Here is a 14,057-nt window from a genome sequence, read left to right as displayed (position 1 = left end):
CGCGTTCCGACCCCCCTCCTCCCCTACGCTTGTCCCGTGACCCCCGCGGACCTCTCCCTCACCGTGCTGCACGCCGTGCGCAGTGCGGTCGACGAGGGTGTGCTGAGGGTCGCCGTACCCGAGCGCGTCAGGATCGAGCGGCCCCGGCCCGGCGGGCGCGGGGACTACGCCAGCAACGTCGCCCTGACCCTCGCGCGCGCCGCGCAGCGCCCGCCCCTCGATGTCGCCGCGATCCTCCGCGACCGGCTCCACGCGAGCCCCGCGCTCGCCGCCGTCGAGATCACCGGGCCCGGTTTCCTCAACTTCACCCTCCGGCAGGAGGCCCAGCAGGACCTCGTACGCGAGATCCTTCGCCGGGGCCCTCGCTACGGCTGGCGCGAGCCCACCCCGGAGACCGGCGAGACCGAGACCGGCGAGACCCACGAGACCGGCGCCGGCAGCGTCGCTGAGACCGGCGAGACCCACGAGACCGGCACCGGCAGTACTCCCGAGACCGGCGACACCGGCGCCGGCAGTACCCCCGAGACCCCCGAGACCGCCGCGACCCCGGACAACGGCAACACCGCGCGGACCCACACGACCGCCGAGCCCCCCCGTCTCCGCCACCGCCCCGACCTCCGCGCCGCCGTCACCGCCGATGCCCTGCGGCGGATCCTCCTCTCCCAGGGCATCGCCGTACGGACGACCTGCGACGGGCCCGTCCCTTCCGAGTGGGAGCTCCTCCAGGTCGAGACGGCGCCGGGTGAAGAGTCATCGGAGGAAGGGGAAGAGGACGCGCCCGCCCTCGCCCCCCTCCCCGTCCCCGACACCCCCCGCGACCTGCTCCACCGCCTCGGCGTCGACGCCGCGCGGTGGGGGCTCCTCTCCGTCGCCGCGCACGACCGTGCCCGCCTCGGTGACGAGCTGCTCCATCAGCACGAGGGCAACCCCCTCTTCCGCGTCCGGTACGCCCACTCCCGTACCCGCGCGCTCGTACGGAACGCCGCACAGCTGGGGTTCCGGAGCGAGACCCGCGAGAACGTGGACGCACCCGCGCTCACGCAGGTCCTCGGCGACCACCCCGTCGTCCTCGCCTCCGCCGCCCGCCACCGCGCCCCCGATCGGGTCGCCCGGCACCTCGAAGCCACCGCCGACGCGCTGCTCGACTTCCAGCACACCGTCCTGCCCCTCGGCGACGAGAAACCCTCGGCCGCCCACCGCTCCCGGCTCGCGCTCGCCGAAGCCGCCGGGGTGGTGCTCGCCGGTGGCCTGTCCCTGCTCGGCATCAGCGCACCCGACCAGATGTGAAAGATTGCAGACATGAGCCGCTCCGCCCACCCCGCCGGGCCCCGTCACGCCGACGTTCTCCCCGAGGGCCACTACACGGCCCCGCCCAGCGACCTGAACAGCCTCGACCCGAAGGTCTGGGCCCGGACCGTCGAGCGGAACGACAACGGGGTCGTGACCGTCGGCGGCCTCGCTGTCGACGCGCTCGCCGAGGAGTTCGGCACCCCTGCCTACTTCCTCGACGAGAGTGACTTCCGCGCCCGCTGCCGCGCCTGGGCCGACGCCTTCGGCACCGACGCCGACGTCTTCTACGCGGGCAAGGCGTTCCTCTCCCGCGCCGTCGTGCGCTGGCTGAAGGAGGAGGGACTCAACCTCGACGTGTGCTCCGGCGGCGAGCTCACCACCGCCCTCTCCGCCGGCATGCCCGCCGAGCGCATCGCCTTCCACGGGAACAACAAGAGCGAGAGCGAGATCCGGCGCGCGGTCGAAGCCGGCGTCGGGCGGATCGTCCTCGACTCCTTCCAGGAGATCGTCCGCGTCGCCCACATCGCCCAGTCCCTCGGCAAGCGGCAGCGCGTCCAGATCCGGGTCACGGTCGGCGTCGAGGCGCACACCCACGAGTTCATCGCCACCGCCCACGAGGACCAGAAGTTCGGCATCGCCCTCGCCGGCGGGCAGGCCGCCGAGGCCGTCCGGCGGGCGCTGAAGCTCGACGGCCTGGAGCTCATCGGCATCCACTCGCACATCGGGTCCCAGATCTTCGACATGGCCGGCTTCGAGGTCTCCGCCCGCCGCGTCGTGCAGCTGCTCGCCGAGGTACGTGACGAACACGGCGTCGAGCTCCCCGAGATCGACCTCGGTGGCGGCCTGGGCATCGCGTACACCTCCGACGACGACCCGCGCGAGCCCCACCACATCGCCAAGGCCCTGAACGAGATCGTGACGCGCGAGTGCGAGGCCGCCGGGCTCCGTACGCCCCGCATCTCCGTCGAGCCGGGGCGCGCCATCGTCGGCCCCACCGCCTTCACCCTGTACGAGGTCGGCACCGTCAAGCCGCTGGAGGGCCTGCGGACGTACGTCAGCGTCGACGGCGGCATGTCGGACAACATCCGCACCGCGCTGTACGACGCCGAGTACAGCGTCTCCCTGGTCTCGCGGACGAGTGAGGCCGAGCCGATGCTCGCCCGCGTCGTCGGCAAGCACTGCGAGAGCGGGGACATCGTCGTCAAGGACGCGTTCCTGCCGTCGGACCTCGCGCCCGGCGACCTCATCGCCGTGCCGGCCACCGGCGCGTACTGCCGCTCCATGGCCAGCAACTACAACCACGCCCTGCGCCCGCCCGTCGTCGCCGTCCGCGACGGCGAGGCGCGCGTGATCGTCCGGCGTGAGACGGAGGAAGATCTCCTGCGTCTCGATGTCGGCTGATGAAATAAGCGTCTCAGGATCCGGACGAGGGACAGAAACCCTCGTCCGGTGAGTGAGACTGGACCCACCGTAGAGATACGAAGTAGTACGAGAAACGAGGTCGGATGATGCGTACGCGTCCGCTGAAGGTGGCGCTGCTGGGCTGTGGTGTGGTCGGCTCAGAGGTGGCGCGCATCATGACGACGCACGCCGACGACCTCGCCGCGCGCATCGGCGCCCCGGTCGAGCTCGCCGGTGTCGCGGTCCGCCGCCCGGACCGGGTCCGTGAGGGCATCGCCCCGGAGCTGATCACCACCGACGCCACCGCCCTGGTCAAACGGGGCGACATCGACGTCGTCGTCGAGGTCATCGGCGGGGTCGAGCCCGCCCGTACGCTCATCACCACCGCCTTCGAGCACGGTGCCTCCGTCGTCTCGGCGAACAAGGCACTCCTCGCCCAGGACGGCGCGAGCCTCTACGCCTCCGCCGACCAGCACGGCCAGGACCTCTACTACGAGGCGGCCGTCGCGGGGGCCATCCCGCTCATCCGGCCGCTGCGCGAGTCCCTCGCCGGCGACAAGATCAACCGCGTGATGGGCATCGTCAACGGCACGACGAACTTCATCCTCGACAAGATGGACACGTCCGGCGCCGGCTACTCCGAGGCCCTGGACGAGGCCACCGCCCTCGGGTACGCCGAGGCCGACCCGACCGCCGACGTCGAGGGCTTCGACGCCGCCGCCAAGGCCGCCATCCTCGCCGGGATCGCCTTCCACACGCGCGTACGCCTCGACGACGTGTACCGCGAGGGCATGACCGAGGTCACCTCCGCCGACTTCGCCTCCGCCAAGCGCATGGGCTGCACCATCAAGCTGCTCGCCATCTGCGAGCGCTCCGCCGACGGTGGCTCCGTCACCGCGCGCGTGCACCCGGCGATGATCCCGCTGAGCCATCCGCTCGCCTCCGTCCGCGAGGCCTACAACGCGGTCTTCGTCGAGGCGGAGGCCGCCGGGCGGCTCATGTTCTACGGCCCCGGCGCCGGCGGCTCTCCGACCGCCTCCGCCGTCCTCGGCGACCTCGTCGCCGTGTGCCGCAACAAGCTCAACGAGGCCACCGGCCCCGGCGAGTCCGCGTACACCCAGCTGCCCGTGAGCCCCATGGGCGAGGTCGTGACGCGGTACCACATCAGCCTCGACGTGGCCGACAAGCCGGGCGTCCTCGCCCAGGTGGCAACGGTCTTCGCCGAGCACGGGGTGTCGATCGACACCGTACGTCAGCAAGGACGCCAGGACGGAGGCGGCGAGGCCTCCCTCGTCGTCGTCACCCACCGCGCGCCCGACGCCGCCCTCTCCGGGACCGTCGAAGCGCTGCGCAAGCTCGACACCGTGCGCGGTGTCGCCAGCATCATGCGTGTTGAAGGGGAGTAAGGACCCATGACCAGCAAGGGCACCCACCAGTGGCGCGGCATCATCGAGGAGTACCGGGACCGCCTTCCGGTCACGGACACGACGCCGGTCGTCACGCTCCGTGAGGGCGGTACGCCGCTCGTACCCGCTCAGGTCCTCTCCGAGCGCACGGGCTGCGAGGTGCACCTCAAGGTCGAGGGCGCCAACCCCACCGGTTCCTTCAAGGACCGCGGCATGACCATGGCCATCACCCGGGCCAAGGAGGAGGGCGCGAAGGCCGTCATCTGCGCCTCCACCGGCAACACCTCGGCGTCCGCGGCGGCTTACGCGGTACGCGCCGGCATGGTCTGCGCCGTCCTCGTGCCGCAGGGCAAGATCGCGCTCGGCAAGATGGGCCAGGCCCTCGTGCACGGCGCGAAGATCCTCCAGGTGGACGGCAACTTCGACGACTGCCTCACCCTGGCCCGCTCGCTGTCCGACAACTACCCGGTGGCGCTGGTCAATTCGGTCAACCCGGTCCGTATCGAGGGCCAGAAGACCGCCGCGTTCGAGATCGTCGACATGCTCGGCGACGCCCCCGACATCCACGTGCTGCCCGTCGGCAACGCCGGCAACATCACGGCGTACTGGAAGGGGTACGGCGAGTACGCCGCGGACGGGCTCTCCACGCACCGCCCGCGCATGTGGGGCTTCCAGGCCTCCGGCTCCGCGCCGCTCGTGCGCGGCCAGGTCGTCAAGGACCCGTCGACCATCGCCACCGCGATCCGGATCGGCAACCCGGCCTCCTGGGACTACGCGATCGCCGCGCGCGACGAGTCGGGCGGCTTCATCGACGAGGTGACGGACCGTGAGATCCTGCGCGCCTACCGCCTGTTGGCCTCCCAGGAGGGCGTCTTCGTGGAGCCCGCCTCGGCCGCGTCGGTCGCCGGTCTGCTGAAGGCCGCCGAGCAGGGCAAGGTCGACCCGGGGCAGCGGATCGTCTGCACCGTCACCGGCAACGGCCTGAAGGACCCCGACTGGGCCGTCGCCGGCGCGCCCCAGCCGGTCACCGTCCCGGTCGACGCGGCGGCCGCCGCCGAGCGCCTCGGCCTGGCCTGATCCACCCTTCTGGCCTGATCCACCCTTCTGGCCTGATCCAGCTGGGCCTGGCCCGATCCGGCCCCTCTCTCGGGAGGGGCCACCGGGTGAAACCCGATCAGGAACGTACATAGGCGCACAGGATGGCTCGCGACACGCATCGTGCGCCTCCTGTGCGCCCTATGTCGCCACAGAACCTTCCTTCGATAGGCTGTACCGAACCCGCCCCGTTGCATATGCGCGGTGTCGTTGCCGTTGTCGCCCCCGAGGCAGACGCGGCCCCCGGGTCCTGCGTACGTCTCTTGAAAAACCCGTAGTCACAGTCAAGGAGAGTCATCGAGCGATGGCCGGTCCCGCGTTCCGCGCCGCCGCCGTACGGGTGCGCGTTCCCGCCACCAGCGCCAACCTCGGCCCGGGCTTCGACGCCTTCGGCCTGTCGCTGGGTCTCTACGACGACGTCGTCGTCCGAGTCGCCGACTCCGGGCTGCACATCGACATCGCCGGAGAAGGCGCCGACACGCTCCCGCGCGACGAGAGCCACCTGCTCGTACGCTCCCTCCGCACGGCCTTCGACCTGCTCGGCGGACAGCCGCGCGGCCTCGAGGTCGTCTGCGCCAACCGCATCCCGCACGGCCGCGGCCTCGGCTCCTCCTCCGCCGCCATCTGCGCCGGCATCGTCGCCGCCCGGGCCGTGACCATAGGCGGCGACACCCGCCTCGACGAGGCCGCCCTCCTCGAACTCGCCACGGAGATCGAGGGGCACCCCGACAACGTCGCCGCGTGCCTGCTCGGCGGCTTCACGCTCGCCTGGACCGAGTCCGGTGCCGCGCGGGCGATCAGGATGGATCCCTCGGATTCCATCGTTCCGGTGGTTTTCGTCCCCGGAAAGCCCGTCCTGACCGAGACCGCCCGCGGGCTGCTGCCGCGCACCGTCCCGCACGTCGACGCCGCGGCCAACGCGGGCCGCGCCGCGCTCCTCGTGGAGGCGCTCACCCGCCGTCCCGAGCTGCTGCTCGCGGCCACCGAGGACCGGCTGCACCAGGAGTACCGGGCGCCCGCGATGCCCGAGAGCATCGCCCTTGTGAACCGGCTGCGGGCGGACGGAGTCCCCGCGGTCATCTCCGGCGCGGGCCCCACGGTGCTCGCGCTGGCCGAACACGGGACGGCCGACAAGGTCGCCCGGCTGGCGGGCGAGGGATGGGCCGCGAACCGGCTCGACCTCGATGTGTCCGGAGCGAGTGTTCTGCCGCTCGCGCCCTAGGACACGTGATTGCCGGTGAGGGAGAGGGGGAATGTTTGTTGGAGCCGGTAGTGTTAACCTCAAGTCTGCACCCGACGTCTTTGTGGCGCGGTGCTGAGTGTCCCCATCCGGGACCACCATTCTTCCGGGAGCCTCCCCAACTGCCTGAGCAGCCTGCCTGAGCAGTTTCGAGCACGCTCCGGAACCGGCACGACACCCCTCGCTCTTTCCCGCTGAGGGCCGAGCAGGGGGCCTCGGGCCGGACCCACAGCACGTTTTCCTCTTCCGCCGTACCCGGCGGGACCACCGCCCCGACACGGTCCACAAGCCAGGACCGATGCCGGACAGCACAACCGGTCGCCGAGCCAGATGGCCGACGTCCGCTCCAGGGAAGGACCCTTCGTGAGCGACACCACCGATCTGATGGGCGTGACTGCCGACAACAGTGTCGACAACGCCGCGCCCGCCGCAGGTGCTGCCACTGGCACCACCGCACGGCGCCGCCGCTCCGGCACCGGCCTCGAGGGCATGGTCCTGGCCGAGCTGCAGCAGGTCGCGTCCGGCCTCGGCATCAGGGGCACCGCGCGTATGCGCAAGAGCCAGCTGATCGAGGTCATCAAGGAGGCGCAGGGTGGCGGCGGCTCCGCCGCTCCCGCCAAGGCCGACGCCGACACGGCCGAGACGAAGCCGAAGCGCCGCGCCACCTCCAAGGCCCGTACGGGCGACAGCGCGGCCGAGACCGCTGCCCCGAAGGCGGAGAAGGCCGAGAAGGCCGTCGCCCAGCAGCAGATCGACATCCCGGGCCAGCCCGCGTCCGACGACCAGCCGGCCGGCGAGCGCCGCCGTCGCCGGGCCACCGCGCCCGCCGGCAGCCCGGAGGGCGAGGCCAAGGCCGAGTCCGCCCAGGCCGTGAAGACCGACACCAAGGTCGAGGCCCGTACGGAGTCCCGCACCGAGGCGCGTACGGACACGTCCGCCGACGCCAAGGCCGACGCCGCCGCCGACACCGCCGAGGGCCGTGGCCGTCGTGACCGGGGTGAGCGGGGCGACCGCGGGGACCGCCAGCGTGACCGTGGCGACCGCGGTGACCGTCAGCGCGACCGCCGTGACCGCGGCAAGGGTGACGACCAGCAGGGTGGTGGCCAGGGCGGCCAGCGCCAGCAGCGTCAGGGCGGGCAGCCGCAGAACACCGGCCCGCAGGACGACTTCGACGACGAGGGCGGCCGTCGCGGCCGTCGCGGGCGCTACCGCGACCGCCGGGGCCGTCGTGGCCGTGACGAGTTCGCGGCCGGCGAGCCGCAGGTCTCCGACGACGACGTCCTGATCCCCGTCGCGGGCATCCTGGACATCCTCGACAACTACGCGTTCATTAGGACCTCCGGCTACCTGCCCGGCCCGAACGACGTGTACGTCTCCCTCGCCCAGGTCCGTAAGAACGGCCTGCGCAAGGGTGACCACGTCACCGGCGCCGTGCGTCAGCCGAAGGAGGGCGAGCGCCGTGAGAAGTTCAACGCGCTGGTCCGCCTGGACTCCTCGAACGGCATGGCCGCCGACTCCGGCCGAGGCCGCCCGGAGTTCAACAAGCTGACCCCGCTCTACCCGCAGGACCGGCTCCGTCTGGAGACCGACCCGGGCGTGCTGACCACCCGCATCATCGACCTCGTGTCGCCGATCGGTAAGGGCCAGCGAGGCCTGATCGTGGCCCCGCCGAAGACCGGCAAGACCATGATCATGCAGGCGATCGCCAACGCGATCACCCACAACAACCCCGAGTGCCACCTGATGGTCGTCCTGGTCGACGAGCGTCCGGAAGAGGTCACCGACATGCAGCGGTCGGTCAAGGGCGAGGTCATCTCCTCGACCTTCGACCGCCCGGCCGAGGACCACACCACGGTCGCCGAGCTGGCCATCGAGCGTGCCAAGCGTCTCGTGGAGCTGGGTCACGACGTGGTCGTCCTGCTCGACTCGATCACCCGCCTGGGCCGCGCGTACAACCTCGCGGCGCCCGCCTCCGGCCGCATCCTGTCCGGTGGTGTCGACTCGACCGCGCTCTACCCGCCGAAGCGCTTCTTCGGTGCGGCGCGCAACATCGAGGACGGCGGCTCGCTGACCATCCTGGCCACCGCGCTGGTCGACACCGGCTCGCGCATGGACGAGGTGATCTTCGAGGAGTTCAAGGGCACCGGCAACATGGAGCTCAAGCTCGACCGCAAGCTCGCCGACAAGCGCATCTTCCCGGCGGTGGACGTCGACGCGTCCGGTACCCGTAAGGAAGAGATCCTGCTCGGCGCGGACGAGCTCGCCGTCACCTGGAAGCTGCGTCGCGTGCTGCACGCGCTCGACCAGCAGCAGGCGATCGAGCTGCTTCTCGACAAGATGAAGCAGACGAAGTCGAACGGCGAGTTCCTGCTGCAGATCCAGAAGACGACTCCCGGAGCCGGCAACAACAACGACTGAGCGCCTGAGTCGAATCTCACGACCGAGGCGACCACGGTCGGACGGCGGGATCCCTGTGATCCCGCCGTGACCTGGAAGAACACCACCGCGCCCACCGTGCCCCGCACGGTGGGCGCGGTGCGTTCCGGGCGGTGGCGGTCCGTCGCTCAGTGAAACCTCACAGGTTCATATGCAACCCTTTCGGCTGCTTCGCCGTCACAGAAGGTGAACCGAGGACCTGAGGTAGCAGATGACCGAGCAGAGCAAGGGTGGCCGAATACGCCCCCTCCGCCCAGGGGGCGTGGTGGGACCCCCGACCGGCCGCCGCCGCAAGCCGCCCGCCAGGGGCCGCCGCGCCGCGACCGTCGCCGCCTGGAGCACGGCCGTACTCGTCGTCGTCGGCGGCTCCGGGCTCGGTTACGTCTACCTCAAGCTGAACGGCAACCTCCAGGGCGTCGACATCAACGCCCAGCTCGGCACCGAACGCCCCAAGAACGTCGACAACGGCTCGATGGACATCCTCGTCCTCGGCTCCGACTCCCGCTCCGGCGACAACGGCGCGTACGGCAGGGACGAGGGCGGAGCCCGCTCCGACACCGCGATGATCGTGCACGTCTACGAGGGCCACCAGAAGGCGAGCGTCGTCTCCGTCCCGCGCGACACCCTCGTCGACCGTCCCGCCTGCACCGACGAGCAGGGCACCGCCGTCGCCGGGGAGAAGCGGGCGATGTTCAACACCGCGTACGAGGCCGGCGGACCGGCCTGCGCGGTGAAGACGGTCGAGTCGATGTCCGGCATCCGCATGGACCACTACATCGAGGTCGACTTCACCGGCTTCAAGAAGCTGATCGACAAGCTCGGCGGCGTGGACATCACCACCACCGAGCGCATCACGGACGACAAGAGCCACCTCGACCTCCCGCCGGGCGCCCACACCCTCGGCGGCGAGCAGTCCCTCGGCCTGGTCCGCACCCGCAAGAGCGTCGGCGACGGCAGCGACCTCGGTCGCATCCAGCTCCAGCAGGCCTTCATGAAGGCGTTCATCGACCAGGTCAAGGGCGTCGGGGTGCTCTCGAACCCCAAGAAGCTCCTGGACGTCGCCGACACGGCCACCAAGGCCATCACGCCCGACTCCGAGCTCGACTCGGTCAACGAGCTCATGGACTTCGCCAAGGGGCTCTCCGGGCTCGGCGCCGACGACGTCCACATGATCACGATGCCGGTCCGGTACGACCCCGCCGACCCGAACCGCGTCATCCCGCTCGAAGCCCAGTCCCGGCAGGTCTGGCAGGCGCTCAAGGCCGACAAGCCCGTCCCGGCCTCCGCGACCAAGAACGCCGCCACCGGCAAGGCCGACGGCCTCGTGCGCTAGCGCACGAAGCGGGCCCGGGGCCGCGAGCGGCCCCGGAATAGTTTCACCACGGACCCGGTTTTGGGAGATACGGCCGGTCCTGGCAGACTGGTACGTCGGCCCCGGTTCACGCATGTGCATCCCGCACGGCGACCCGGTGCCCTCCCGAAACTAGGAGACACCTTGAAGCGCGAGATCCACCCCGAGTACGTCGAGACCCAGGTCAGCTGCACCTGTGGCGCGTCGTTCACCACTCGTAGCACCCTGACCGAGGGCACCATCCGTGCCGAGGTCTGCTCCGAGTGCCACCCGTTCTACACGGGCAAGCAGAAGATCCTCGACACCGGCGGCCGCGTCGCCCGCTTCGAGGCCCGCTTCGGCAAGGCTGCGGCCAAGAAGTAGCACGTCACTGCGCCGGTCCATGGTCGCTCCCGCAGGGGGTACCGGACCGGCGCTTTGCCGTCCCCGCAGTCCGTTCGTACGAAAACAGGAGCCCCCGATGTTCGAGGCGGTCGAGGAACTGATCGGCGAGCACGCCGATCTCGAGAAGAAGCTCGCTGACCCTTCGGTCCACGCGGACCAGGCCAACGCGCGCAAGCTGAACAAGCGTTACGCCGAGCTCACTCCGATCGTCGCCGTCTACCGTGCCTGGAAGCAGAACGGTGAGGACATCGAGACCGCCCGCGAGCTGATGCACGACGAGCCCGACTTCGCGGCCGAGGTCAAGGACCTCGAGAAGCAGCGCGAGGAGCTCACCGACAAGCTGCGGCTGCTGCTCGTCCCGCGCGACCCCAGCGACGACAAGGACGTCATCCTCGAGATCAAGGCCGGCGCGGGCGGCGACGAGTCCGCCCTGTTCGCCGGCGATCTGCTGCGGATGTACCTGCGCTACGCCGAGCGCGTCGGCTGGAAGACCGAGATCATCGACTCCACCGAGTCCGAGCTCGGCGGCTACAAGGACGTCCAGGTCGCGGTCAAGACCAAGGGCGGCAACGGCGCGACCGAGCCCGGCCAGGGCGTCTGGGCGCGGCTGAAGTACGAGGGCGGGGTGCACCGCGTCCAGCGCGTGCCCGCCACCGAGTCGGCCGGCCGGATCCACACCTCCGCGGCGGGTGTCCTCGTGACCCCCGAGGCCGAGGAGATCGACGTCGAGATCCACCAGAACGACCTGCGCATCGACGTGTACCGCTCGTCCGGTCCCGGCGGTCAGTCCGTCAACACGACCGACTCCGCGGTCCGCATCACGCACCTGCCGACCGGCATCGTCGCCTCCTGCCAGAACGAGAAGAGCCAGCTCCAGAACAAGGAGCAGGCCATGCGTATCCTCCGGTCCCGGCTGCTCGCCGCCGCCCAGGAGGAGGCCGAGTCCAAGGCCGCCGACGCCCGCCGCAGCCAGGTCCGTACCGTCGACCGGTCCGAGAAGATCCGGACGTACAACTACCCGGAAAACCGGATCTCGGACCACCGCGTCGGCTTCAAGGCGTACAACTTGGACCAGGTGCTCGACGGCGACCTGGACGCGATGATCCAGGCCTGCGTCGACGCCGACTCGGCGGCCAAGCTCGCTGCCGCCTAAGTCCCGCAAGCCCCACCCCGTACGTCCCGTACCACGGAGGACCAGCGTGAACCTGCTGCTTGCCGAGGTGGCCCAGGCCACCCAGCGGCTGGCCGACGCCGGCGTTCCCTCACCGCGTTTCGACGCCGAGGAGCTCGCCGCGTTCGTGCACGGCGTCAAGCGGGGGGAGCTGCACAACGTCAAGGACGCGGACTTCGACGCCCGCTACTGGGAGACGGTCGCCCGCCGGGAGGCACGCGAACCGCTCCAGCACATCACCGGGCGCGCGTTCTTCCGCTACCTGGAGCTCCAGGTCGGACCCGGCGTCTTCGTGCCCCGCCCGGAGACCGAGTCGGTCGTCGGCTGGGCCATAGACGCCGTACGGGCCATGGACGTCGTCGAGCCGCTGATCGTCGACCTGTGCACCGGGTCGGGCGCGATCGCGCTCGCCATGGCGCAGGAGGTGCCGCGCTCGCGCGTGCACGCCGTCGAGCTCTCCGACGACGCCCTGGTGTGGACCCGCAAGAACGCCGAGGGCTCGCGGGTCACCGTCCACCAGGGCGACGCGTTGAGCGCGCTGCCGGAACTCGACGGCCAGGTCGACCTGGTCATCTCCAACCCGCCGTACATCCCGCTGACCGAGTGGGAGTACGTCGCGCCCGAGGCGCGGGACCACGACCCGGAGATGGCGCTGTTCTCCGGCGAGGACGGCCTCGACACGATCCGGGGGATCGAGCGCACCGCGCACCGGCTGCTGCGCCCGGGGGGCCTCGTCGTGATCGAGCACGCGGACACCCAGGGCGGCCAGGTGCCGTGGATCTTCAACGAGGAAGCCGGCTGGGCCGACGCCGCCGACCACCCGGACCTGAACAACCGCCCCCGCTTCGCGACCGCCCGCAAGGCGATGCCGTGAGCACGGCCACGAACAAGGCCACGACCCCGCACGACGCGTACCAGGAGGACCGCTAAATGGCTCGGCGATACGACTGCAACGAGGCGACGGACCGAGTGACCGGTCTGCGCGAGGCCGCGTCCGCCGTTCGTCGTGGCGAGCTGGTCGTGCTGCCCACCGACACCGTGTACGGGATCGGCGCGGACGCCTTCAGCTCGGAGGCGGTCGCGGACCTGCTGGCCGCCAAGGGCCGGGGCCGCAACATGCCCACGCCCGTCCTCATCGGCTCCCCGAACACGCTGCACGGGCTCGTCACGGACTTCTCCGAGCAGGCGTGGGAACTCGTCGACGCCTTCTGGCCGGGCGCGCTGACCCTGGTCGCCAAGCACCAGCCGTCGCTGCAGTGGGACCTGGGGGACACCCGCGGCACGGTGGCGATCCGGATGCCGCTGCACCCGGTCGCGATCGAGCTGCTCACCGAGGTCGGGCCGATGGCCGTCTCCTCCGCCAACCTCACGGGTCACCCGTCGCCGGAGGACTGCGACGCGGCGCAGGGCATGCTGGGCGACTCCGTCTCGGTGTACCTCGACGGTGGTCCGACGCCCGGGATCGTGCCGTCGTCGATCGTGGACGTCACGGGCAAGGTGCCGGTCCTGCTGCGCGAGGGCGCGCTGTCCCCGGAGGAGCTCCGCAAGGTCGTACCCGACCTCGAGGTGGCCAATTGACCGCCCCTGAGGGGCGTGGCATAGCGGGGCACGAGAGCAGTTCCTTCCGCATTCTCCACGTCAGCACCGGCAACGTCTGCCGCTCGCCGATCACCGAGCGGCTGACCCGCCATGCCCTGAGCGACCGCCTGGGCGACCCCCGGGGCGGCGGCCTGATCGTGGAGAGCGCGGGCACCTGGGGCCACGAGGGCGCCCCGATGGAGGCCAACGCGGAGCTCGTCCTCGCCGACTTCGGCGCGGACTACAGCGGCTTCGTGGGCCGCGAGCTCCTCGACGAGCACGTCATCCGCGCGGACCTCGTCCTGACGGCGACCCGCGACCACCGGGCGCAGGTCATCTCGATGGGCCACTCCGCGGGCCTGCGCACCTTCACACTGAAGGAGTTCACCCGCCTCGTCCGCGCCATAGATCCGGCGACACTGCCCGACCCCCTGGGCGACGGCGTGGTGGAACGCGCGCGGGCGCTGGTCCGCGCGGCGGCCGCTCTACGCGGGTGGCTCCTGGCCCCGACCGCGGAGGCCGACGAGGTGAACGACCCGTACGGGGCGCCGATCACCTTTTTCCGGTCGATCGGCGAGGAGATCAACACGGCGCTGGACCCCGTCGTGACGGCGCTGACGGGGGTGCCCGCGCGCCGTTGAGGCGTGCGGTGGGGGACGCGGGGGGTGCACGCGTACGCGACAGGGCCAGACGGCCCAGAACGCG

At 71.1% G+C, this 14,057-nt stretch carries 12 protein-coding genes; all 12 read left to right on the top strand.

Annotated elements, in window-relative coordinates:
• The first annotated feature begins 36 nt into the window (after nt 1–36).
• Nucleotides 37–1,287 (top strand): ArgS-related anticodon-binding protein NrtL, encoded by a 1,251-nt coding sequence (nrtL, locus tag ACZ4VW_RS00805; RefSeq protein ID WP_467956967.1) that lies wholly within the window; start codon nt 37–39, stop codon nt 1,285–1,287.
• A gap of 12 nt (nt 1,288–1,299) precedes the next feature.
• The gene (gene lysA, locus ACZ4VW_RS00800) at nt 1,300–2,691 is read left to right on the top strand and encodes a diaminopimelate decarboxylase (protein WP_467956965.1); all 1,392 of its coding nucleotides are present in this window, start codon (nt 1,300–1,302) and stop codon (nt 2,689–2,691) included.
• Between the two features lie 107 nt (nt 2,692–2,798).
• A complete protein-coding gene (locus ACZ4VW_RS00795; RefSeq protein ID WP_467958117.1) occupies nt 2,799–4,097 on the top strand; it encodes a homoserine dehydrogenase in 1,299 nt (432 codons plus the stop codon).
• A gap of 6 nt (nt 4,098–4,103) precedes the next feature.
• Nucleotides 4,104–5,174, top strand: a complete 1,071-nt coding sequence (thrC, locus tag ACZ4VW_RS00790; RefSeq protein ID WP_467956963.1) for a threonine synthase — start codon at nt 4,104–4,106, stop codon at nt 5,172–5,174.
• Between the two features lie 322 nt (nt 5,175–5,496).
• Nucleotides 5,497–6,414: a homoserine kinase gene (thrB, locus tag ACZ4VW_RS00785; RefSeq protein ID WP_383553260.1), complete on the top strand. Its 918-nt coding sequence runs from the start codon at nt 5,497–5,499 to the stop codon at nt 6,412–6,414.
• Nucleotides 6,415–6,795: 381 nt separating this feature from the next.
• The gene (rho, locus tag ACZ4VW_RS00780) at nt 6,796–8,850 is read left to right on the top strand and encodes a transcription termination factor Rho (protein ID WP_467956961.1); all 2,055 of its coding nucleotides are present in this window, start codon (nt 6,796–6,798) and stop codon (nt 8,848–8,850) included.
• Nucleotides 8,851–9,079: 229 nt separating this feature from the next.
• Nucleotides 9,080–10,201, top strand: coding sequence for an LCP family protein (locus tag ACZ4VW_RS00775; protein WP_467956959.1), 1,122 nt, complete (start codon nt 9,080–9,082; stop codon nt 10,199–10,201).
• 162 nt (nt 10,202–10,363) lie between these two features.
• Entirely contained in the window at nt 10,364–10,582 is a 219-nt protein-coding gene (gene rpmE, locus ACZ4VW_RS00770; protein ID WP_046909139.1) for a 50S ribosomal protein L31, read from the top strand.
• Between the two features lie 97 nt (nt 10,583–10,679).
• Nucleotides 10,680–11,756 (top strand): peptide chain release factor 1, encoded by a 1,077-nt coding sequence (prfA, locus tag ACZ4VW_RS00765; RefSeq protein ID WP_467956956.1) that lies wholly within the window; start codon nt 10,680–10,682, stop codon nt 11,754–11,756.
• 46 nt (nt 11,757–11,802) lie between these two features.
• Nucleotides 11,803–12,648 (top strand): peptide chain release factor N(5)-glutamine methyltransferase, encoded by an 846-nt coding sequence (prmC, locus tag ACZ4VW_RS00760; protein WP_015036198.1) that lies wholly within the window; start codon nt 11,803–11,805, stop codon nt 12,646–12,648.
• Between the two features lie 56 nt (nt 12,649–12,704).
• Entirely contained in the window at nt 12,705–13,352 is a 648-nt protein-coding gene (locus tag ACZ4VW_RS00755; RefSeq protein WP_467956955.1) for an L-threonylcarbamoyladenylate synthase, read from the top strand.
• Nucleotides 13,349–13,993: an arsenate reductase/protein-tyrosine-phosphatase family protein gene (locus tag ACZ4VW_RS00750; RefSeq protein WP_467956953.1), complete on the top strand. Its 645-nt coding sequence runs from the start codon at nt 13,349–13,351 to the stop codon at nt 13,991–13,993. The genes ACZ4VW_RS00755 and ACZ4VW_RS00750 overlap by 4 nt, the downstream gene beginning before the upstream one ends.
• The last annotated feature ends 64 nt before the right edge of the window (nt 13,994–14,057 follow it).

The organism is Streptomyces sp. NPDC029139, assembly GCF_055564335.1.
This window is presented reverse-complemented; position numbering and strand designations above follow the sequence as displayed.

What these genes read in the sequence shown, in the direction of transcription:
- thrB (WP_383553260.1), top strand. Translation starts at nt 5,497, where the DNA reads ATGGCCGGTCCCGCGTTCCGCGCCGCCGCCGTACGGGTGCGCGTTCCC.
- ACZ4VW_RS00755 (WP_467956955.1), top strand. Translation starts at nt 12,705, where the DNA reads ATGGCTCGGCGATACGACTGCAACGAGGCGACGGACCGAGTGACCGGT.
- lysA (WP_467956965.1), top strand. Translation starts at nt 1,300, where the DNA reads ATGAGCCGCTCCGCCCACCCCGCCGGGCCCCGTCACGCCGACGTTCTC.
- ACZ4VW_RS00795 (WP_467958117.1), top strand. Translation starts at nt 2,799, where the DNA reads ATGCGTACGCGTCCGCTGAAGGTGGCGCTGCTGGGCTGTGGTGTGGTC.
- ACZ4VW_RS00775 (WP_467956959.1), top strand. Translation starts at nt 9,080, where the DNA reads ATGACCGAGCAGAGCAAGGGTGGCCGAATACGCCCCCTCCGCCCAGGG.
- prfA (WP_467956956.1), top strand. Translation starts at nt 10,680, where the DNA reads ATGTTCGAGGCGGTCGAGGAACTGATCGGCGAGCACGCCGATCTCGAG.
- thrC (WP_467956963.1), top strand. Translation starts at nt 4,104, where the DNA reads ATGACCAGCAAGGGCACCCACCAGTGGCGCGGCATCATCGAGGAGTAC.